This is a genomic window from Cytobacillus oceanisediminis 2691 (assembly GCF_007678455.1).
Lineage (GTDB): Bacteria > Bacillota > Bacilli > Bacillales > Cytobacillaceae > Mesobacillus > Mesobacillus oceanisediminis_A.
Window position 1 is genome coordinate 409,913 of the sequence record NZ_VEEP01000003.1, and the last position, 20,641, is coordinate 430,553.

Consider the following 20,641-nt stretch of genomic DNA (forward strand, 5'->3'; position numbering starts at 1 on the left):
ATAAGTTTACTAAGGGTATCATTCATTTACTCAGGATCTCCACTCTGTTTCCAACCTGCATAATCATGATGCATAATATGGACGATATCTTTAAAAATGGCATCCATACTATCCCTCCCTGCATCTAAAAATGCTTATGTAATAGTCCTCCACAGGAAAATCTCCGATATATTCAAAGCCATTCTCGCTGTAAAAGCTTTTTAACTTTTCATTTCCTGCCCAGCAATCCAGATACAGTTCCTGCCCGAAACCTCGTACTTTTTGACATGCCCAGGACACAATATCAGCACCGTATCCTTTTCCCTAGTAATCGGGGTGTAGAGCTAGCTGGTATAAGTATTTTACGGCTCCCTCAATATGCCATTGCCCCACATCTTTAATGCCAAATGTCCCGATAATTTTTCCATCAACTGATGCAACATACAAAAATCCAACCTGTTCCAGCAGCTGTTTTTCATTCCATGGGTAATTCCACTGATTCACACCTTTTTGGTGTAGAGAAAGCGAAGCTGCATTTAACACAGACAGGATTTCACTAACATCCTCTATCTCTGCTGATCGGATTTCCATACCAATTAGCCATGCTTCCTGCAAGCGAACATCAATACCAGCGGAATCCTTATCCTCCGCTCGTATTCTTCCCTGGTGGAGAAGTTTTCGGCTTTCGGAGTCCCTTCTCTCAGGTCTTCTATCATAAAACCAGCTTCCAATAAGAGGGTGAAATACTCTTCGACTGTTCGATGGTATTTGATTACCTTTTTCCCAATCCAAGGTTCAGAGCGTTCTCCCTGGTTGAAATAATCATCCACAATCCAGTCAGTTCTTCTGCCGCTGCCTTCAGCACTTTTCGAGGAGGAGGTGAGTACCGGGTGCTGAACGCTGAAAACAAACCTTCCGCCGGGGATCAGCGAGTCGTGAACCTTTGTAAAAATACTGCCTAAGTCCTCTAAATAATGCAGTGCAAAACGAGAAAGGACTAAATCATATTCCTCTGCCAGCGGTTGCCATTCTTCCATTGAAGCGTGCAAAATCTGGCCAGCAGTGCCTTTCAAATTTCCCACTGCAACATGCATCATATTTTCGGAACCTTCCAACCCGATATATGCACCAGCACCTTCTCTCAGGAGTTCAACCCCTATCTCGGCATCGCCGCAACCCAGATCGAGTATCTTTTTACCTTTCACATTCCCCATTAACTCGAGCAAGATTGGTTTTTCTATACTATTATTTGGACTTTCAGGCCGTGTTCTTCTCTTCATGTAATTCTTGAAAAAATCCTCTTCCTCATAAGCCGATGACCCTTTATACTCCATAAAACCCCTCCGTTCCCTTAATAAGTTAAATCTTCAATATTTTATCAGATTAAGGGTGAATAGGAATATATATTTCTATCATTTCTATATCATTCTCAACAGGATGATAGGTTTCAATTATGTAGCTTCCATCGAGTTCCTTTTGATATCCCTGTCCATCGATCCACTCATCAAGTGTTGAATACAATTTACCGATTTCATTCCCTTTCCCAGAGATCATTCCGTAACTATGCTGAATTTCTAAGAATTCAATTTCCTCCGGCAAGGATACAGGCTTTTCCTCCACAAGGATTCCTACGTAAAATATCCCTTCAACATGACTGTTACTTGCTTTTGGCTCATAAACTGTCACTTCGGTTCCCTCATTATTCGGCATACGCTGTAAAAACTGCTGTGCCGCCTGAGGTACCAGCTGTGCATAATTTTCAAATGGCCCACTATGTTTCGACCCAATCACTTTAAATTCCCTGTTCACAACCTGGCACATGTTTGACCCTCCTAAAAAAATTCGTATAAACCTTCTTTAAAGTAAAGGTATTCTTCATCTGATACTCGGTATCTGGTATATCCTTCGTAAAAAGGAGCCAGCAATTCCGGCTTATCCCTGAATTTTCGAATCGCCAGAGATTCATCATAACGAGGGTCCCCAAGCGTCATACCAGCAACATCGATAAACAAACGGACTTCTCCATCCACTACCAATACATTATCTGAGGTACAGTCTCCGTGGATGGTCGTTTGTTTTACCTTTTCCGGTTTCCCTCCTTCCAACTGTTCCAATAATGTTAAATTGCCATCAGCCTGTCCTGACTCAGCGTATAATCGAGCCCTGGCCAACTGGGTTTCAAGCCAGTCGGTTTCTGATTCTAAAACGGCTTCCTGCTCGTGAAGCTGATTGATAAACTGACCAAAATTCCTGACCAGCCTTTGTTTTTCCTTCATAGTCCCGGCCTTTTTTAATGCAGCAGTCAATGTAATTCCATCCTCAAATGACATCAGCAAATGGCTGGCATCCTCTTCCTCGACGAAACCATAATACTTCGGAACAGGAATGGAATTTTGATGGGATAAAATTTGAAGCACTTCTGCCTCTGAGTGTAGCCACTCTCGATATTTTTTCTTAGTCGCACTTTTCATGATGTAAATGCCGTCTGGTGTAACAATCTTGCAGACTTCCGATGTGCAGCCTTGTTCAGGGAGTTTATTGATCTCCGTTATCTCCCCAAGAATACCTGCAAATAATACCTTTTTACCGTTCATAAGCATGTTTCGGCCCCCAGTTTCTGCTTCCATCCGGTAACAATTCAAAGAGTGACCATATGCTGCAGTAATCATCACCAGGGCCGAAAGTTGCTTTTGAGTAATGCTTAATTGTTCCATCCTCTTCTTTCAATAATATGGAAACTCCTGGCCAAAAACCCTCGGCATTTTTAAACCCGAGGTCGTCTTTAAAAGTTGTCCCCTTTGTCGAAACGCTTTTGAATTTCCAGTCTCGTTCCTTGGAAAAAACCGATAATGTTTGGTAATCATCCGGACTTGTTAAAACAAATGCCGCCCTGTTCTCAAGGTGTGGTGTAAACCCACTGAATCCATCTGCCCATAAAGTGCAATAGGAACAGGATTTCCCCATATTATGTATAACGATCAATTCATTTTTATCGCCAAAAAGCTCACTTAAATGTACCTTACTGCCTTCGGTGTCAGTCAGTTCATAATTGGTTACTGCGAAAGAAGGATGCTGCTTGCGCAAAACGGCCAGCTCCTGTTTTACAAGGATCAATTCTTCCTCTTTTTCTTGTATTTCCATTTCTAATCGTTTAATAGGCTCCATCAATATTCCCCCTTTTATCACAATTCAAAATGTTCTCTTACCCGACTGGCAACCTCGGCTGCAGTTAAATTGGTGTTATTAATCCGAATATAGTTCGCTCGTTCAATTTCACCTTCATATGAATTTAAGCGATACTGATCCATTGATTTCAGCAAATCGTTTTCGGACCGTTCTATGTTTCGCTTGGAAGCTTTTTGCTCCAGCCGATATGTACTTCTGTTTCTTACGAGCCTCTCTTCCAGGTCTGCCTCAAGCTCAACAAAATAAACCGAGCCGCCTTCTGACTCGAATAATTGGCAAACTTTCTCGACATACTCCCAGTCTTCCTTTATATCAAACGCCCAGACATACGTGAAAATCATTCCGCTTTGATCACTTTTTGCCATAGCTTTAAAGAGCTCTTCTCGAAACAGGCCAACTAGCCTTTTCCCTTCCCTTGTCCCATAGTCAAAAAAGGGATTTACCAACTCAATCGTCATATGATTATGAAAAAGTTTTAAATCAGTTATTTTTTCCAGTTCATGCCCCACTGTCATTTTCCCTACCGCCTGCGGGCCAAATATCAAGACAAACTTCATATTGACTCCTCTTCCATCTTCTTTTTATACTCTTTGCTTAGCTCACTCCATACATCGAATTTATTTCCATCGAGATCATAAAAAACAAAATTGCGGCCAGCATGTCCCCGGTTTTCAATCTCACCGACATTCATTCCTAGTTCAATAAAATCAGCATGCATCGCTTCAAGAGTGTCCTCACCATCAACTTCATAAGTAAGAATGAACCTTTCTGTTCCATTTACATCCCTAAAATTTGAACTTTCACCCGGAGACTTCACCAAAAACAGACTAATATCAGCCAAGTTCATAATTGCCTTATCTTCATCCAGATAATTTAAACTTGCACCAAGCATATCCTTATACCAATCCGATGATTTCGATGGTTCTATTACCGGTATGTAAATTGTCCCAACTCTGATTAATTGATTTTTCAATTCCCTCCACCTCTGTTATAAAGATTCTCTATTTCACTGATATCCCCTTCTTATTTGTTTAAAAATTCCATATTTAAAAAAGCACACCCGAAACGAGTGTGCTTTAAGCTCTATCTTTTATCCAGTCGTTGTATGAATTTATAAAATACAAACAATCTAAAACTTTCCACCTGCCATATACTGCGGGGCCTATAAAAAATTAAAGACAAGAACCATCCGACTATATGAAAAAAACTTCACTCTTTCCCCTTGATTTTCTCCCTTAGTTCCTCTAACTCCTCGATTGAAAGGCCGCCAAGAGCTTGTGATATTTCTGATTCGATCTCTTTTCTGTTTCTTTCACGATATTGATCCCACCAGTCCCGGAGACCCTCCGTGTTGTTAAGCAAATATTCGATGTCAATAACCTCGACTTCATCATCGGAAATATAATTAAGTACGGCTGCCAACATTTTATTTAATTTTTCAATTTCATTATTTTCTTTGTCTTGATGGATTTCTTTTTCCAGACCCTCAGCTTCTTGTACATCAGGATTCTCTGCTGCTTTCCGTGGCAAGGTCTCACCTTCTTTTTTACCTTTTAGTATGCATTATTCCCTAAAGATTGGATTTTTATTGAACAGATAATTCCCCCCCCATGTTACATTTTTAATGATGAGGTGGTACATTTGCTATGTACATTATCCTTAATGCTGCTTTATTATAATCAATGGACTCATAACAGCAAGCCCGCTGGAATAGTCCTAAAGCTATTTCCTTTCACCATTCCCCAGGTATTGATTGAGACGTTCGCTGCCAAAAAAACAGATTTAATCACATGGAGGAAGGGTTGGACAAGGTATCACTCATTCATTAGTTTAGCGATTAAATTATTGTTATGCCGAGGAATCATTTCAACCATCCGAATCATCAATAAAGATGATCTCTCAGTAGATTAATATCCTGAAAAAGACCAAATCAAAGGATGATTTGGTCTTTAGCGATTTTCAATTATCGATGCCTTGTAAAACCTAAATAACGTGTTCCTTGAAAAGTCAGTTCTCCATCATCACCTTCAACCAACTGGCCGTACTCCTGTCCGTTTACATGAAGCTCCAATCTGTCTCCACTATCAAACTCAAATGTCACATAATAAACATTACGTGCTGCAGTTTCTCCACCTCCGCGCACGCTCGTTCTTTTGGTTACAACTTTAGCGAATGAGTTTACGCGTGGTGATTGGTTATTTTTACTCCAGGTACCTAGACTTTTGATAATCGTAAAAATTACTATGCCGAATACCAATATAAAGACCGCTCCTATAAAAATAGGGCCAAACGTAAACATAAAATCCATTCCCATTGGTTCTTCTATCATGAGCCATCCTCCCCCTTGTCACTCAACGCTTATATATCTTTACGAAAATATAAGAAAAAAGATTCAAATCATTTCCAATTACATTATCGTATCCATCAGTTCAACTTCGATTTCCTTCGGATTCGACCAGTCATGAAATACTTCCAAATGCCATTGATCCATCAATCTTCGATATCCGTTTCCTTCAATCCATTGATGAAGCTTGCTATATGTTTCTCTTATTTTTTCATTAGATCCTTTGTGCCGTATGACCGCATATCTTTGTGCTGGAATCCTCAGGGTCACCATGTTTTCAGGAATGTCCTCGTAGTCAGATACTTCAACACAAACCCAATAACCATCCTCCTCGTCTGAACAACTGTCAACAACAAAAGCCCCATGCTGCAAAGATGGATTTAATACATTCTTTATTTCATGTACTCGCTCACTCAATTGCTTTGATGCTTTCGGAATTTCCTCGATATATTCATTACCAGGACAGAATACCCGGATGCCTACTAGTTTAATTTCTGAACACTGCTTGATTTCAGTCATAGCCTATTCCTCCCCTCATAGCTGCTTGATATAACATTACTATGCGTGAATTTTAAAGATTAAAATTCCTCTAAATGCAAATGGTAAATAAACATTTCTCCTTCTCTTCCCATAGCCCTTTTACCTTGGTCAACGAAGCCGCCTTTTTTGTAAACATTTTGCGCTATAACATTTGAGTGATTTACAGCCAGTATTATTTCATTCACTAAAGGAAAGTGGTCGTTTGTAAATTGTTTCAATAACCGGATTGATTCTGAACCAATACCCTTTCCTTGATAAGGAAGATTGATGGAATAGGCTCTTAGCAGCATTGCATTCTTGTTTTCACTGTACACCTTCGCTCCCTCCCAGCCATGAAGCACAAAAAATCCCGCCGGATGCCTATCATAAAGAATGACAACTGGATGCCGGTCTGGCTCTACATCACATTTTTCCAGAGCTTCTGCAGGAAGAGCAGTGAATCTCCTCTGTTCATCTAGCAAAGCGTAATTCAATAAGCGACTTTTGAATTCATTATTATAAAGCTGCAGAGAAACCATTTCTTTTTTAGCCATTGACATCCAGAACTCCCCTAGTATTTTATGATATATTAATAGAAACCCTGCCCTCTTTGTTCTCAGCATGATTCCATACTACCTGTATTTCGAAAATCCCTTCCTGAAAAAACAACGGAAACCTTCTTCTAACTGATTCCTGCATGGGCAAATGGCAGGCTTCTTCAATGCTTACCCAAACTGCTTTTCCTTCAGGACCATCCTTTAGGAGTTCCCCTTTGAAATCAGTAGTAATATAATGGAAAATCATATACCTGTCCCTCACGGCAGGATTCACATATTCATAAAGACCCTTATATTTTAAATTGCTTACGTCGAGCCCTGTTTCCTCTTTCACTTCTCTAATAGCACCTTCAACAATGCTTTCCGGAAAATCCACTTTTCCTCCAGGAGGGAGATAACCCTTGAAATGATCAAGCTGACGGTCGAGGAGTAATACTTTATCTCCATTTTGGATCATGCACATCGTCCAAATCTTATAGTTTACTTGATCGCTCATATAATCTCCTTATACTTCTTTAATTTCATCTCATTACGTTTCTTTTAAAAACAACCCTAATACCTGGATACGATACCTATAAGCAGTTTAAAATTCTTATCTTTCTTATGTACTCTTTTAAAACCTTCCCTGCAATCCAATATGTATACTGTTTTCCATACCCAAAATCTTATATATGCCGATTGAAAATGAATGGGTCCCTTTATTCCCCTCACTTCATATTCATTTCCGTTCTCCATTTCAATTTCAGTCCTTACCACCCATCTGTTTCCGATGCCTGCCTCGATATATTTCAACTGATGATATCTCCTTATTTCTTACTCCCTAAAATGGCCGTTATTCTTTTATGCATTTCCCTCTCATCAATATATTCAAAGAAACCAATCTCATTTCCCCAAGGATCGGAAAAAGTCGCCCACTTGACAGGAACTTCTTCTCTCTCGTAAATCTCAAATAGCTCAACATCTAGTTCCCTGACTAATCGAGATCGTTCACCCTCAAGCGACCTTACTCCCAAACGCAATGGGCCGCACCCTTCCGCAGGTTTCCCTTCCGCTACCTGAAGCCACGCTCCGGGAATCAACTCCCATTCAGCAAACCCACTATGAGGGGTAAAATCCGGCTCTTTATTAAGTACATTTTTATACCAGCGCAAACCTTCTTCAAAATCTGTTACTCGCACCTGATACGTCATTTCAAAAATCACTTTTATTTCCTCCTTTGTCTTTTATGATTCAATTCCAATTTTGAACCTCATATCCAAGAACCCAGTCCAGCCTTTTGATTTTCATTTCGTCTGGTGTACTTCTTAGCAGGAGATTTCGTAATCTAATCGCGGCCGAATTTTCAAGTTGCATCATTCTGGCCATCATCCTGGAGCTTTGAACAATTTTTTTAGTACGGGAACTCCTCAATTGTTCATATTGGTTCAGTGCTTTTTCAATTTCCCTTGGATATTGTTCTAGACAATTTGTAAGGACTAGCGCATCCTCCATCGCCTGGGCTCCACCCTGACCGAGATTCGGAAGCATCGGATGTGCTGCATCTCCCAAAAGTACAGCTCTTCCCTTATGCCAATCATCAACTGGCTTTCTGTCAAAAATCTTATGTACAAGGATTTTCGATTCTTCAGTTGATTCAATGACTGCTTCTATAGGACCCCACCAACCCTTAAAATGCTGTAGAACAACGCTTTTAATCTTTTCTGTCGTTATTAGAGTCCCTTCTGGCATGTTCACCGCTGCGAACCAAAACACGCGACCTTTTCCTAAATGAGAAAAACCAAACCTTTTACCCCTTCCCCAAGCTTCAAAGCCTCCACCGAGCTCCACTGGGAAACGATCATCCTCAAAATAAGATATCCCCCTGAAAGCGGTGAAGCCTGAATAACGCAAAGGAGAATCCTCAACAATTTCCTTTCTCACCCTTGAGTGAACACCGTCCGCTCCGATAAAAAGATCTGCAATATCCATCTCGCCATTCTCAAAAAAACTGGTGACTTTCTTCCCCTCCTGTTTCAGCCCTGAAAACTTTTTCCCAAACACAACGCTATCAGGTGTTAATTTTTCATATAAAATCCTTTGCAAATCCGGCCGGTAAATCAAATAACTATAAGTGTCATACCGCTCGGCCTGTTTATGGACCGGCATGTTCACAATGAGTCTGCCATCAGAGGTTCTAATTTCTGCCTTCTTCACTGGTGAACCCGCTTGACGCACTTGATTGGCAACCCCTAACTTTTCCAATACCTTAATCGCATTGGCTGCCAGCACAATGCCTGCACCAGTTTCTTTCAGCTCTGTACCTTTCTCAAAGACTTTTACCATCAATCCCTTTTGCTGCAAGGCAATCGCGGCAGATAAACCTCCAATACCAGCACCGATAATCGTTATCTCAGGTTTGTTCATTGCTAAAGACATCTGCCTCGCTCCTTTCTATCCAATCCCGTATTGAATATTCTTTCTTCACTGGTTTTGTTTGGTATGACAGCGTTGTTAGATTCTATCGGACATTTTTTCGCTCATGCACGTTCCCGTTAGTCTGATAGAGTCTGTTTATCGGACACTTTTCTACGCTGCACAGTTTGATTTGTCCTTTAGAGCCCTTCTACCGAACACTTCTCACTCTTGGACGCTTCAGTTTGTCCGAAAGAGTCGTTTTTTTTTTAAAACTAGTTTCTAAAATGATCTTTTATAGATAACATCCACCCTCGAATATGGTAAAATTATGTAAAAATAATCTAACGAGGTGCTACCTATTGTCTAGACCAAGAGCTTTTGCTGCTATCATTAATGAAAATAATATCCTTATGACCAAACATGTCTACCCTGATGGAGAGTTCTGGACACTTCCAGGCGGTGGTTTAGAGGCCGATGAAACGTTCGAAGATGCGGTCGTTCGAGAAGTGAAAGAAGAAGTGAATTTGGATGTAGAAGTAGTGGATTATCTTTTCACCGGTCAATACAGCGGTGGTGAAGAGCAGTGTTTCCTTGTCCGCCAAATGAACCATCAAGAACCTATCCTCGGTTGTGACCCAGAGTATGGCGAGAGCCAAACATTAAGTGAAGTACGGTGGCACTCACTGGAATCCATGAAAGATGACCTGCATGTTTCAAAAGTTTTAGAAGCTTTGAAAATAGTAGTTTAAATCCATCCGCATTCACATATTTGTTCTAATATAAAACGGCTGGAAGGTTTGAATTATTTCAAACCTTCCTACCGCTTATTTTTATAATAGATAAAAAGACACAGTCCATTTTCCCGTAAAAACTTCTCTCTACATTCATGCCAGAAATCAGCTTTCCACCTTTGCCATATAAGAGGCCGGATTCAACTCTTCGCTTTCTATGACCACTGCAGTTAAACCCTTGTCTGTCTTTGTTTCATGCCACTCGCCTTTTTGCCAGAATACTGCAGTGCCAGGCTCTACTTTAAAGTATTCTTCCGATTCTCCGCGAACAATGCCGGAGCCGCTTACCACCAGCAATAGCTGCGGCATGGTTGCCTGATGAAAACCGATGATCCCATTCTCATCTAGATACATAAACCCAATATGGGTTGCGTTCACTGTCCTTACAATCCTTGACATCACAAAGTCCGAATCAAATTTTGTGATGGCCGCTCCAATGTCCTTTTTAAAATTATAGAATTCCATTTTGCCACCTCCATTCCTTTTCAACAACCCCGGACCGCGTTCACTTTCCAGCCCTGATACTATACTGCTTTACAATCAAATGCTGAGGAGTTTCAGGCACTGCATGAAGAGAGGTTCTGATAAACTCGGGGTACAGCTTTATCTTTGCAAGTTGGCTGATTGGCACCCATTGGTAAACTAATCGTTCTCCTTCTTCCCCAAAGAACGCATCTGCTTGAAAATCGAAGCTGCCTTCCAATGGTGATACATGATAATACAAGCCAATTTCATGAAAATCTCTATGTTTGTAGTCAAAGAAGTTTTCGGTAAACCATAACAGCCGATCCACTTTGACGTCTATTCCCAATTCTTCCTTTACTTCTCTTACAATACTGGTTTGTGAATCTTCCATTACAGTGACCCTGCCACCTGGCAATGCCCAGTGTTCATCGTCTGCCTGCCTATGTATGAGTATATGGTTGTTAACTATCATCACAGCTGCGACACGATAATTAAAAACCGTCTTTTCCATGTAAAATGTAGCGTCCATCACTGTTCCTCCCCCTTGTAAAAGCTGTCCAATTCTCTTGCCAGACTGGATCTGCGAAACGCTTTTTGCCGCTTCAATTCCTTCAGTTCCTCTAACGTCTGATAGGAAAGGCGGATGCAATAGTAATTAATATATTCAATGGCAGCAAACAGATATAGAAAAAGAAACCAATACCGCTCCAACTGATTGCGAATCATCAAATAGGCCAATATAAACAAACCTATAAATATGAAAAATGCATTCATCTTTTTAAATAAGGAAAATAACTTAAGCTTTTTAGCCGGCAGCCTGGACAAATTGCCCTGTTTCAACTGTTGCAGCTTCAAATACCAGTAATAAATTCCCTGCATCAAGATAAACTCCAGCAATCCAAAGGCATAAATGGAAGAGAATGCTCCTAAGTATGGAATCGACCATTCAAAAAGCTGGATATATATGCTCCAAATGATTGCAAAGGTAAAAACCGCAAAGAGTTCACCAGTATATAAACTGACTAATTTTCTTTTTACTTTTTGCTGCATAACCCTAGACTGCTAATGTAAATTGCTTCATAAGATTCTTAATCATCGGATTCAGCTTCTCTGGCAAATCATTCACATGAAAAAAGCGGGTCCCTTCCGTTTCCACTCCATCTGCTTTCAATTCTCCACCTTTAATATCCCTAGTCATATACGCAACTGTTACCGAATAAAACTCATCCCCGTTTGGCAGCTTTACATAGTGCTCCTTACCCGAGAAAACTCCAACCAGTTCTAGTCTCCCTATTTCGAGCCCAGTTTCTTCGAACACTTCACGTCTGCCTGCATCCTCTGTCGACTCCCCTAATTCAAGAAAACCTCCTGGAACACCCCACTGTCCGTCGTGACGTTTCTGCAATAAAAACTCTCCATTTTCGTTGATCACTGCCACTGCTGTTCCCACTAAAATAAGCGGCTGGTGGCCAATCACCTTCCGCAAATCCTCGATATATCCCATGACAACCTCCAATAGGTAAAAATTAACTAGTTAAACAAGATTCGACAGCGCCTTGCCATTTCCTTCTTTTTCCCAAATTTAATATAGAATTTAACTGCTAGTAATTCTAAATTGTGTCCGTTAATCTCTTCTATAAGAGAAACTTTTCCTCTTGTTCTCGCTCTTTTTGTCAGTCATAAAGGCTATGTTGGACACTTTTCCTCTGGTTCTCACCCTTTCTGTCCGTCATCATGGCAGTGACGGACACTTTTCCTCTGATTCTCACTTTTTCTGTCCGTCATCAAGGCTATGACGGACACTTTTCCTCTTATGCCCGCTCTTTTTGTCCATCATCAAGGTTATGATGGACACTTTTTCTCTTATTCTCGCTCTTTCTGTCCGTTATCAAGGCTATGATGGACACTTCTCCTCTAATTTTCGCTCTTTTTGTACATCATCAAGGTTATGATGGACACTTTTTCTCTTATTCTCACTTTTTCTGTCCGTCATCAAGGCTATGACGGACACTTTTCCTCTTATGCCCACTCTTTTTGTCCATCATCAAGGTTATGATGGACACTTTTTCTCTCAATCTCGCTCTTTTTATCCATCTTCAACGCTATAAAGGAAACTTCCTCCTGTTCTTGCCAGATCAAGATAAATAGCACTACCCAATCGGGCAGTGCTAAGTACATTTTAATTTGTTCTAGTAATTATAATGACACCGCCACAGTGGGACATCGGCTGAAATTCCAACTTACATTCCTCTTTCAACATAGATTGCAATTCGTCAAAAACAAAGTAAAATTCATCATCGTCCCAGAATTCAATGCTGTCATGTTTGCAGGATTCAAGCTGCTGCCTGGTTCCAAAAGCGATATCCCCAATCAGAATTTTGCCTTCCTCTTTCAGCATCGGCAATAACATTTGGATAAACCGTCCTTTTTCGTTGTCGGTTAAATGATGCAATGCATATGTACTGACAATGTAGTCATACTTCTTCGCCTGGATATACTCAGGAAGTCCGTTTGTAATATCCCATTCTGCCAGGTTGGCATCCGGCATTTTGGGTTGCGCTAGTGCAATCATCTGTGATGAAAAATCAATTCCATCTATCTGATGTCCATGGTCATACAGCTTGGATGTCAAAACTCCCGTACCAAAACCAATATCTATAACCCTTGCATTTTCTTGTCCCATCACTTCATTAAAAATGGTATTCAAGATAACTCTATACCCGGCGAATGGGTATACACCGTTTTCCTCGCTTACCTGCACGGTCTTGTCATATCCATCTGCCCATAAATCAAAGCCCTGTTTGCTTAACATGGACTCCCCTCCTCTGTTCTCATCTGACGCTATCCAACCTTTGATAATAATCTAAAACATCTTTTTCGAAAACAGCTATCGGCTTCCCTGTCAGCTGTTCCAACGCCACATAGAAATCCTCTGTTTCTTTTGTTCTATCAATCAATTCATCAACAACATTTATCCCATATTCCTTGATCAGATAATTCACAGTAAAATAACTTTGCAAATAGGGTTCCGAGATACCAGCATGACGCGCTTCATGGAAATCATTGTCCCAACTGATCTCTTTAAGAGGCAGTGCTTCGTATGGATTGGAATCGAAGCTAACTTCTGTTTTGTCATTTCCTACATACTCAGCTATTCCCTCAAGGAACCAGGTCGGAAAAAGATCACCAAAGGTTTCCGCTTCAGCTATTTTCATGAAAGTGGTGTAATGGGCGTACTCATGCAAAATTGATTTTTGAAAGAAATACAGCGGTGTTTCTAGCTCCTGTAAGATCCCTTCCAAGTACTCAGGGTCAACACTTACAGCAATGACCTTCTCAAAATCAGAATAATATCCTGAAGCTTCCTCAATCTTAGAATCCTGTACAATATCCTCTTTACTCATAAAAATCAAATCGATGGGAACGTTTTTAGTGCCGCCAAAAAGTTCGGCTGTTTTCTCCTCAGCCCATTTCAGCGTTTCGATTGTCAAGGGAATCAGTTCTTTGTCCTTTTCCTGATAGTAAATGGAAACTTGTTTATACTGCTTGTTCTTGCCTGCAGCTTTATACTCTTTTTCCAATTCACTGTCAAAGTTCTGATTGAAAAAAGATTTCGCAATCACCAAAAAGCTTGAATGTTCACCTGTTCGCTCATTGAATTCATCTTGAAAGGATTTCGCCATTCCGACCCATCTGCTTAAATAAAAACCAAAGATGATTGCAGGGATGATCAGCCATACCCTTCTTTTAGCACCCTTCACTCGTTGCCTCTATTCACTTGCTCTTCAAGCAAAGAGATAATCCTGTCATTCTGCTCGATCATTTTCTCATTCTGCTGCCTTAGCTTTGTAAAATCAAACATGAAAACTAGTAATATAATAGCTAAAAAAATTGTCATTTCCCCACTCCTTCACAATAGCCAGCTGATCACATCGTTGAGAGCGTAGGCAATATAGTCAGGCTGTAACTCTGACCGAATCACTTCATCCCACAGTACCATCCCGGTGGATAAAAACTGCCTGGAGACGTTTCATTTTCACCAACAATCTCTCCCTATGAATACTTACTATCATCATAACATTCCAGATTTTAGATGAATATCCATTTATTATAAAAAAATTCGCCGCTGTCCACTTTTTCATGAATATAAAAAAATCCCATCGCAACATGCGAGAGGATTTCTATAGATTATTGCCGGTCATCCATGCAGTTCATTATGCAGCTTTTTGTACTGCATATACATAGCAACCCGCCATGGTACAATCATTCCGAATGCCAGGATCCAGAACATACCGCTAAGTTCGCCAACATCTATGGTACTGCTGAGAACGAGCTTGGCTATTACGCGGACTATCAATAGACCGATTAATATGAAAACAAAAGCTTTGGACCTTTTAAGAAAAATTTCCCGGCCGCGCACTTCAAATTGCGATGTTTTGATCAGCAGGATCGAGAATAACATTCCTACTGTAAGTGCCTCAAGAATCTGTAAAAAATGCACCCGGAACATCGGGAAGATAAACATGAGGGCACCGGTACTCATGAAAATTGGCGGCAAAATGATTTTCTTGGCTGATGCTGGTTTTTTTGCTGCCTTCATCCTCATGACTGTCACGAAGATTGCCATGCCAACTGCGCCAACTGTAGATGCCAGAACATAATTCATCTATATTTCATCCCTTATTTTTAGATTACCCTATTATTATAATGAAAAATAGCCATTTAAGATACACTTAAATGGCTATTATTTATCTTAGAACTCTTGATACTGAGTCGACTACCTGGGAATCATCAAACGGCTTAACAATAAAATCCTTAGCTCCCGCTTCGATTGCATCCACCACCATCTTCTGCTGGCCCATCGCTGAGCACATGATGATTTTTGCATCCTTGAAATCCTTTTTGATTTCTTTTACTGCATCCAGGCCGCTCATTTCAGGCATTGTTATATCCATTGTCACTAGATCGGGCTTAAGCTCGCGATATAGCATGACTGCCTCACGTCCGTTTTCAGCTTCTCCTACTATTTCGTGATTCGCTTTCCTCAGAATATTGGTTAAGGTGATCCTCATAAATTTTGCGTCGTCAACTATCAAAATTCTGGCCATTATATCCTCCCCGACAATCACAACAAGTATATTTTATCTGTAAAAATTCCCCTTAATTACTATATAACTATAAATAGTCATTATTTTCAATGTAAAGACACCGACAAAATTCTCATATACAGAAACGGAGGATTATCTCATCTTTAAAATCCTGTGAAATCGCCAAATAACATGGATAGAACTGAAATCAATTTTGTCATCCAGTCAAAGAATAGCATGACTCCCACCAGAATCATGATATAACCGCCGATTTTCACTATTTTTATATTATGCTTGCGGATCCACTGCATTCTTCCGATAAAGAAAGAAAGAATGAAGAATGGAATCGCGAATCCGAGAGTGTAAGCGATCATATAAAGCATGCCCGAGCCGGGATTCGAGCTTGCAAGCAGGATGACAGATGCAAGAATGGGGCCAGTACACGGTGTCCAGCCAGCAGCAAATGCCATTCCAATCAAAGATGATCCAAAATAACCGGATGGGCGGTTCTTGAATTCAAATTTACGATCCTTCATCAAGAACTCTGGCTTAAAGAATCCAATCACCATCAATCCGAAAGCGACAATGAAAATTGCCCCAAGCTGACGGATAAGGTCCTGGTACTGGATAAAAAATTGGCCTACGTAAGAGGTCCCGAAGCCGATTGCAATGAAAATGACCGAGAAGCCAAGCAGGAAAAACAAGGTGTGGAGCAAACTCCTTTTTTGCAGCATTGCGTTTTCACTTTTCAATTCCCCTACCGACATACCTGTAATATAGGATAAGAAAGCGGGGTACAGCGGTAAACAGCATGGAGAAATAAAGCTTAGGAAGCCAGCTCCCATAGCGATAAAAATATTAATATCTGACATCATTCCATCTCCAGTCCATATTCGATAGTCCCATTCTAACAAATTATTTTCACTATTATCATAGTTCAACTGTGAACAATTTATTAATTCTATAAAAATGATGTTTAACTTTAAAAAAACTGGGTAATTAACTTTAGTGTCTTATTTTTACAGGAAAATATTTTACAAATGTTTCTTTTGAAATTTGCCAGTATATGCTATATACTAATATAGCACTTGTAATAATTTCTATATTTATAACGATTTTACATAATATACTGTTGAAACATATAACAGAGAGGATTTTCAAATTGTCTAAAGAGCAACTGATCACCCTTATAGAGAAAAAACGGGAAGAACTGATTGAAATCGCATCGAAGAACGGCTTGAGTTCCACTATTGCCATTCATTACAGCCAGGAACTCGATGAACTGTTGAACGAATATAATCGCGTCTATATTAAAAAAATTGCAGCCCATTAAAAAACAGCTAAACGCAGCAAGCGTTGTAGCTGTTTTATTTTTATTATCCCACAACATCCTCTAACCGCTCAACTGAACCATTCTGAAGCAGATACATCTTATGGTAAAGTCCCTGTTGGGATATCAATTCCTGATGTGTCCCTCGCTCTACGATTTCCCCGTGATGAAGGACAATGATCTGGTCTGCATCCTGGATCGTTGAAAGTCTGTGTGCGATGGCAATCGTTGTCCTGCCTTTTCGCATGTTGGACAACGCTGTTTGGATAGCTTCTTCCGTTTCGGTATCAATGTTTGCCGTCGCTTCGTCGAGAACAAGGACTTTTGGATTGGCAGCGATTGTCCTTGCAAATGCGATCAGCTGCCTTTGTCCGCTGGAAAAAGTGGATCCCCTCTCCGTCACCTTGTGTGCATAACCATTTTCAAGTTTGTTGATAAAAGTGTCAGCCTGGACGAATTCAGCCGCTTGCTTGATATCCTCATCACTCAAATCCTGATTATGCAATCTGATGTTATCCCCGATTGTGCCGTAGAACAAGAATGGATCCTGCAGTACAAGTCCCATTTTATTCCGAAGCTCATTCACCGGGTAATTCTTGATGGAATGACCATCGATCAAAATCTCACCGCGCTCAAATTCATAGAAACGCATCAGCAGATTGATGATCGAACTTTTTCCGCTGCCGGTATGGCCGACAAATGCAATGGTCTCACCAGGTTTTACGGCAAAACTGATATTTTTTAATACATCCCGCTTGCCATCATATGAAAAGCTGACATCCTTAAATTCAATTTTGCCATCATTAATTTTGTCCTTTTCCGTTCCATACTGTGCCGGAGCCAATTCCTCTTCATCCAGCAGCTTGAACACACGTGAAGCAGCAACAATCGCCTGCTGATACATGGAAAGCCGCATCATCATGTTGTTCACCGGTTCAAAAAAACGATCAAGATAATTGATAAATGCGTAAAGCACTCCGATTTCAATCGGGCTGTCAAAGGAAGTGATCCCGAAAAAGCTAAGCACAATGATCAACGCAAGAATATACACCAGGTCAACCGCCGGTCGCAATAGCAGTCCATCCGCCTTGATGTTTCTCATCCCCGCCTCAAAATGCTTGTCATTTATGTCACCAAATTCCCTTTTCAGTCTCTCTTCCTGACGGAATATCTGGATAATGGACATCCCCTGGAGGGATTCGCTAAGCTTTGCATTCAATTGACTGAGCCGCTCACGCATATCCTGGTAAAACTTTGAACTCAACTTCCTGTATAAGCTCATAATGAATACAATGAACGGTAGAATAAGCATCGTAAACAAGGCCAGTTTAACGTTCAGGATGAACATCGCGACAAAGATTCCGAACAACAAAATCCCGCTCTGGATAAAGGTCGCTATGACACTGACAAACATATCCTTGATCGCCTCAGTATCATTCGTGACCCTGGAAACAAGCGAACCTGCAGGAGTTTTATCAAAATACTTCAAACCCAATTGCTGAACCTTCGTAAAGACATCAATCCTCATCTGCTGAATGATTTTAAGCGCGATTTCCTGGAATTTTAAAAGCTGAAAATAGGAAACAAGCACATTGAGGACCTGGATGCCGATATACGCTGAACCAAGCAGTAATAAAGGTTGGAACGGCAAATACCCTTCCCTCAAGTAATCATCGATAAAAATCTTCACTAAAATCGGTCCAAGTACATCCCCAATCGTCGCGAACAGCAGGAATCCAAATGCGACAGAAATCATTTTTATATGCGGCTTAGCATAAGCAAGAAGCCTGAACAGCACCGACCGCTGTTCTTTTGCGTTTAATACAGGCGTTCTGTCCATGGTCACCCTCCCTTCTCGACAAGTTCTTCAAGCTGCTGTCTCAAATACATGTCTTTGTACCAGCCATCTTCCTCCATTAACTGGTCATGCGTACCACGTTCAGCTATTCGGCCATCTTCAAGGACAATGATCAAGTCCGCATGATGGATCGCACTTAAACGATGAGCAGTGATAATCGTGGTTTTATCTTTCCGATTTTCTTTTAGTGCTGAGAGAATCTGTTCCTCGGTCTTAGCATCGACGGCCGATAGTGAATCATCGAGTACCAGGATTTCAGGATTCATCACAAGAGCACGCGCTATCGAGATCCTTTGCTTCTGGCCTCCTGACAGAGAAACGCCGCGCTCCCCGACAACTGTCTGGTAGCCATCAGTAAATTCAAGAATGTCCTCATGGATGTTCGCCACTCTGGCCGAATTATGGATGACAGCCCTCTCGACAGATGGATTCGCAAAAGCGATGTTTTCTTCGACTGTGGCTGAAAAGAGGAAGTGATCCTGCGGAACATAACCGATTGCCTGCCTCAGCCTGTCAATCTTATAATCCTCGATGTTCCTGCCGCCAATGGAGATGCTTACATCCGAAAGATCGAATTCCCTGATCAGCAGCTTCAATAGGGTAGTTTTGCCTGCTCCCGTTTTCCCAACAATTCCGAGCGTCTGTCCTTTTCCAAGCCCAAATTTGACCTTTTTCAAAATCGGGTCCGTGTCGCCTGGATAAACAAATGTTTCAATATTATATTGAATATCTCCCTCTGGTACTATGTCCAGTGCCTCGGCTTTGTCCTGAATATCAATCTGTTCATCAAGTAATGCAGAGACGCGGTCATACGACGCCCTCCCACGCTCGACAATATTAAAAAACCAGCCGAATGCCAGCATCGGCCAAACCAACAATCCGAGATAGGATGTGAAGGAAACCAACTGACCGATCGTCAACTCCCCGTTTAGGACATATCTTGATCCAAACGCAATTGACAGGAAAAAGGAGATTCCTACTATGATAGAGATCGTTGGGTCAAAAAGAGCATCTACTTTTGCAACGGAGATGTTCTTGTTCACGACATCCTCGGACTGCTTTCTAAAATCCTCGATATCTTCGCTTTCCTGGCCAAACGTTTTAATTACTTTTATACCAGTAATGCTTTCCTGGGTCTTGTCATTTAAATCCGAAAATGCTTCCTGTGCCTTATGGAATCTTTTATGAAGCATAGTTCCGTACCAGCTTGTCAGCATGGCCATGAACGGCATTGGAATCAAAGCGATCAAGGTCAGCTTCCAGCTGATGGTCGCTGCCATGGCAATAATGACAAACCCGCCTGTCGAAACCGAGTCCACGAAGGTTAGAACCCCTGCACCTGCTGTCTGCTGGATTGCCGACAAGTCGTTCGTTGCATGTGCCATCAAGTCCCCTGTCCTTCTTTTTTGGTAAAAGGATTGCGACATGCTGGTAAAATGCGCATACAAACGGTTTCTCAACAATCGGGACAGTTTTACCGCAGAACCGAAAATCATGATCCTCCAGTAATAACGAAGCGAATACATCGCCAGACCGGAACCAGCCAGCACGACAATCCATTTACCCAGCTTTCCAGCCGTAAGAGTCCCATTCGTAATTTCATCTACGATAATCCCGATTACCCGTGGAGGCACCAGCTGCAGCATCGCTACGAACAGCAAAAGGAAAATCCCTGTTAGATAAGCTTTTTTCTCTGACTTAAAGTACCACAACAAATCCTTGAATACGCTCATATGTATATCCCCCATACGCCTCAAATGCTTAAATAGTTTAACAAATATTTGTAAAATGGGGAAGATTTTTTCTTTTACGAAAATCAGCTTTTTGGTATTCTTATCCTAAAAAGCGAACATTATCTATTTATTAGATTAAGAAAATACGGTTTTAATAGTTGAAGAATACAAAAATGATGTTATAATGACTATAAATTAATTTATTCACTCATATAATCGCGGGGATATGGCCTGCAAGTTTCTACCGGATTACCGTAAATGATCTGACTATGAGTGAGCAATGCAGAGGCGGATTTCTGCCCTCTTTTTGTCTTAAGTTGCTTTCAAAAGCCCAAAGACCATTGCTTCACTCAGTTATGACGTGAATGCATGGACTTCGGGCTTTTTTTTATCGGCTC

General features: G+C 40.9%; 30 protein-coding genes and 1 riboswitch. Of the genes, 3 read left to right on the top strand and 27 right to left on the bottom strand.

Annotated elements, in window-relative coordinates:
- Positions 1–303: 303 nt before the first annotated feature.
- The 8 genes from FS736_RS08490 to FS736_RS08525 form a co-directional block, all read right to left on the bottom strand.
- Entirely contained in the window at positions 304–570 is a 267-nt protein-coding gene (locus tag FS736_RS08490; RefSeq protein ID WP_144475939.1) for a GNAT family N-acetyltransferase, read from the bottom strand.
- A gap of 5 nt (positions 571–575) precedes the next feature.
- Positions 576–1,313, bottom strand: a complete 738-nt coding sequence (locus FS736_RS08495; protein ID WP_144475940.1) for a class I SAM-dependent DNA methyltransferase — start codon at positions 1,311–1,313, stop codon at positions 576–578.
- A 49-nt stretch (positions 1,314–1,362) separates the two neighbouring features.
- Entirely contained in the window at positions 1,363–1,800 is a 438-nt protein-coding gene (locus FS736_RS08500) for a GyrI-like domain-containing protein (protein WP_144475941.1), read from the bottom strand.
- Positions 1,801–1,811: 11 nt separating this feature from the next.
- Complete coding sequence (locus FS736_RS08505) at positions 1,812–2,573, bottom strand: aminoglycoside phosphotransferase family protein (RefSeq protein WP_395883510.1); 762 nt, start codon at positions 2,571–2,573, stop codon at positions 1,812–1,814.
- Positions 2,563–3,144 (bottom strand): DUF899 family protein, encoded by a 582-nt coding sequence (locus FS736_RS08510; RefSeq protein ID WP_144475943.1) that lies wholly within the window; start codon positions 3,142–3,144, stop codon positions 2,563–2,565. The genes FS736_RS08505 and FS736_RS08510 overlap by 11 nt, the downstream gene beginning before the upstream one ends.
- Positions 3,145–3,161: 17 nt before the next feature.
- Entirely contained in the window at positions 3,162–3,722 is a 561-nt protein-coding gene (locus tag FS736_RS08515; protein ID WP_144475944.1) for a DEAD/DEAH box helicase family protein, read from the bottom strand.
- On the bottom strand, positions 3,719–4,138 hold the full coding sequence (locus tag FS736_RS08520) for a VOC family protein (RefSeq protein ID WP_144475945.1): 420 nt from the start codon (positions 4,136–4,138) through the stop codon (positions 3,719–3,721). The genes FS736_RS08515 and FS736_RS08520 overlap by 4 nt, the downstream gene beginning before the upstream one ends.
- A 236-nt stretch (positions 4,139–4,374) precedes the next feature.
- Positions 4,375–4,695 (bottom strand): hypothetical protein, encoded by a 321-nt coding sequence (locus tag FS736_RS08525; RefSeq protein WP_144475946.1) that lies wholly within the window; start codon positions 4,693–4,695, stop codon positions 4,375–4,377.
- Positions 4,696–4,827: 132 nt separating this feature from the next.
- On the opposite strand from FS736_RS08525, the gene FS736_RS25410 reads away from it, so the two are divergent.
- Positions 4,828–5,076, top strand: a complete 249-nt coding sequence (locus FS736_RS25410) for a CBO0543 family protein (RefSeq protein ID WP_313959713.1) — start codon at positions 4,828–4,830, stop codon at positions 5,074–5,076.
- A 52-nt stretch (positions 5,077–5,128) separates the two neighbouring features.
- Here FS736_RS25410 and FS736_RS08530 read toward each other — a convergent pair whose 3' ends face one another.
- From FS736_RS08530 to FS736_RS08560, 7 genes are all read right to left on the bottom strand, one after another.
- A complete protein-coding gene (locus FS736_RS08530; RefSeq protein WP_144475947.1) occupies positions 5,129–5,494 on the bottom strand; it encodes a DUF2500 domain-containing protein in 366 nt (121 codons plus the stop codon).
- A 78-nt stretch (positions 5,495–5,572) separates the two neighbouring features.
- Positions 5,573–6,028 (bottom strand): GyrI-like domain-containing protein, encoded by a 456-nt coding sequence (locus FS736_RS08535; RefSeq protein ID WP_144475948.1) that lies wholly within the window; start codon positions 6,026–6,028, stop codon positions 5,573–5,575.
- Between the two features lie 59 nt (positions 6,029–6,087).
- Positions 6,088–6,588: a GNAT family N-acetyltransferase gene (locus tag FS736_RS08540; RefSeq protein ID WP_144475949.1), complete on the bottom strand. Its 501-nt coding sequence runs from the start codon at positions 6,586–6,588 to the stop codon at positions 6,088–6,090.
- A 19-nt stretch (positions 6,589–6,607) separates the two neighbouring features.
- The gene (locus FS736_RS08545) at positions 6,608–7,081 is read right to left on the bottom strand and encodes an 8-oxo-dGTP diphosphatase (RefSeq protein ID WP_144475950.1); all 474 of its coding nucleotides are present in this window, start codon (positions 7,079–7,081) and stop codon (positions 6,608–6,610) included.
- 56 nt (positions 7,082–7,137) lie between these two features.
- The gene (locus FS736_RS08550) at positions 7,138–7,377 is read right to left on the bottom strand and encodes a DUF3977 family protein (protein WP_144475951.1); all 240 of its coding nucleotides are present in this window, start codon (positions 7,375–7,377) and stop codon (positions 7,138–7,140) included.
- A 14-nt stretch (positions 7,378–7,391) separates the two neighbouring features.
- Positions 7,392–7,787 carry a VOC family protein gene (locus FS736_RS08555; protein ID WP_144475952.1) on the bottom strand — a complete coding sequence of 132 codons (396 nt, stop codon included), beginning with the start codon at positions 7,785–7,787 and terminating at the stop codon, positions 7,392–7,394.
- A gap of 28 nt (positions 7,788–7,815) precedes the next feature.
- Positions 7,816–9,000: an FAD-dependent monooxygenase gene (locus FS736_RS08560; protein WP_144475953.1), complete on the bottom strand. Its 1,185-nt coding sequence runs from the start codon at positions 8,998–9,000 to the stop codon at positions 7,816–7,818.
- Between the two features lie 338 nt (positions 9,001–9,338).
- Between FS736_RS08560 and FS736_RS08565 the strand changes: the two genes are divergently transcribed.
- A complete protein-coding gene (locus FS736_RS08565; protein ID WP_186326730.1) occupies positions 9,339–9,728 on the top strand; it encodes an NUDIX domain-containing protein in 390 nt (129 codons plus the stop codon).
- A gap of 147 nt (positions 9,729–9,875) precedes the next feature.
- Here the strand turns inward: FS736_RS08565 and FS736_RS08570 are convergent, their stop codons facing one another.
- The 10 genes from FS736_RS08570 to FS736_RS08610 all read right to left on the bottom strand — a co-directional run bounded on the left by FS736_RS08570 (position 9,876) and on the right by FS736_RS08610 (position 16,194).
- Entirely contained in the window at positions 9,876–10,235 is a 360-nt protein-coding gene (locus tag FS736_RS08570) for a cupin domain-containing protein (protein ID WP_144475955.1), read from the bottom strand.
- 40 nt (positions 10,236–10,275) lie between these two features.
- Complete coding sequence (locus FS736_RS08575; protein ID WP_144475956.1) at positions 10,276–10,764, bottom strand: NUDIX hydrolase; 489 nt, start codon at positions 10,762–10,764, stop codon at positions 10,276–10,278.
- Positions 10,764–11,285, bottom strand: coding sequence for a hypothetical protein (locus FS736_RS08580; RefSeq protein ID WP_144475957.1), 522 nt, complete (start codon positions 11,283–11,285; stop codon positions 10,764–10,766). The genes FS736_RS08575 and FS736_RS08580 overlap by 1 nt, the downstream gene beginning before the upstream one ends.
- 4 nt (positions 11,286–11,289) lie before the next feature.
- On the bottom strand, positions 11,290–11,739 hold the full coding sequence (locus FS736_RS08585) for an NUDIX hydrolase (RefSeq protein WP_144475958.1): 450 nt from the start codon (positions 11,737–11,739) through the stop codon (positions 11,290–11,292).
- A 675-nt stretch (positions 11,740–12,414) separates the two neighbouring features.
- On the bottom strand, positions 12,415–13,047 hold the full coding sequence (locus FS736_RS08590) for a class I SAM-dependent methyltransferase (protein ID WP_144475959.1): 633 nt from the start codon (positions 13,045–13,047) through the stop codon (positions 12,415–12,417).
- A gap of 19 nt (positions 13,048–13,066) precedes the next feature.
- Positions 13,067–13,996, bottom strand: a complete 930-nt coding sequence (locus FS736_RS08595) for a gluzincin family metallopeptidase (RefSeq protein ID WP_144475960.1) — start codon at positions 13,994–13,996, stop codon at positions 13,067–13,069.
- Positions 13,993–14,133, bottom strand: a complete 141-nt coding sequence (locus FS736_RS24260; RefSeq protein WP_186326731.1) for a hypothetical protein — start codon at positions 14,131–14,133, stop codon at positions 13,993–13,995. The genes FS736_RS08595 and FS736_RS24260 overlap by 4 nt, the downstream gene beginning before the upstream one ends.
- A 300-nt stretch (positions 14,134–14,433) precedes the next feature.
- On the bottom strand, positions 14,434–14,901 hold the full coding sequence (locus tag FS736_RS08600; protein WP_144475961.1) for a CcdC family protein: 468 nt from the start codon (positions 14,899–14,901) through the stop codon (positions 14,434–14,436).
- Between the two features lie 82 nt (positions 14,902–14,983).
- Positions 14,984–15,343 (bottom strand): response regulator, encoded by a 360-nt coding sequence (locus FS736_RS08605; RefSeq protein WP_144475962.1) that lies wholly within the window; start codon positions 15,341–15,343, stop codon positions 14,984–14,986.
- Positions 15,344–15,486: 143 nt separating this feature from the next.
- Positions 15,487–16,194, bottom strand: coding sequence for a cytochrome c biogenesis CcdA family protein (locus FS736_RS08610; RefSeq protein ID WP_144476082.1), 708 nt, complete (start codon positions 16,192–16,194; stop codon positions 15,487–15,489).
- A gap of 290 nt (positions 16,195–16,484) precedes the next feature.
- Here FS736_RS08610 and FS736_RS08615 point away from each other — a divergent pair, with 290 nt between their 5' ends.
- Positions 16,485–16,655 carry an aspartyl-phosphate phosphatase Spo0E family protein gene (locus tag FS736_RS08615; RefSeq protein ID WP_144475963.1) on the top strand — a complete coding sequence of 57 codons (171 nt, stop codon included), beginning with the start codon at positions 16,485–16,487 and terminating at the stop codon, positions 16,653–16,655.
- Positions 16,656–16,698: 43 nt separating this feature from the next.
- Here the strand turns inward: FS736_RS08615 and FS736_RS08620 are convergent, their stop codons facing one another.
- Both FS736_RS08620 and FS736_RS08625 read right to left on the bottom strand, forming a co-directional pair.
- On the bottom strand, positions 16,699–18,492 hold the full coding sequence (locus tag FS736_RS08620; RefSeq protein WP_144475964.1) for an ABC transporter ATP-binding protein: 1,794 nt from the start codon (positions 18,490–18,492) through the stop codon (positions 16,699–16,701).
- A gap of 2 nt (positions 18,493–18,494) precedes the next feature.
- On the bottom strand, positions 18,495–20,243 hold the full coding sequence (locus tag FS736_RS08625) for an ABC transporter transmembrane domain-containing protein (protein WP_144475965.1): 1,749 nt from the start codon (positions 20,241–20,243) through the stop codon (positions 18,495–18,497).
- A 188-nt stretch (positions 20,244–20,431) separates the two neighbouring features.
- Positions 20,432–20,533, top strand: a riboswitch (purine riboswitch).
- Positions 20,534–20,641 lie beyond the last annotated feature (108 nt).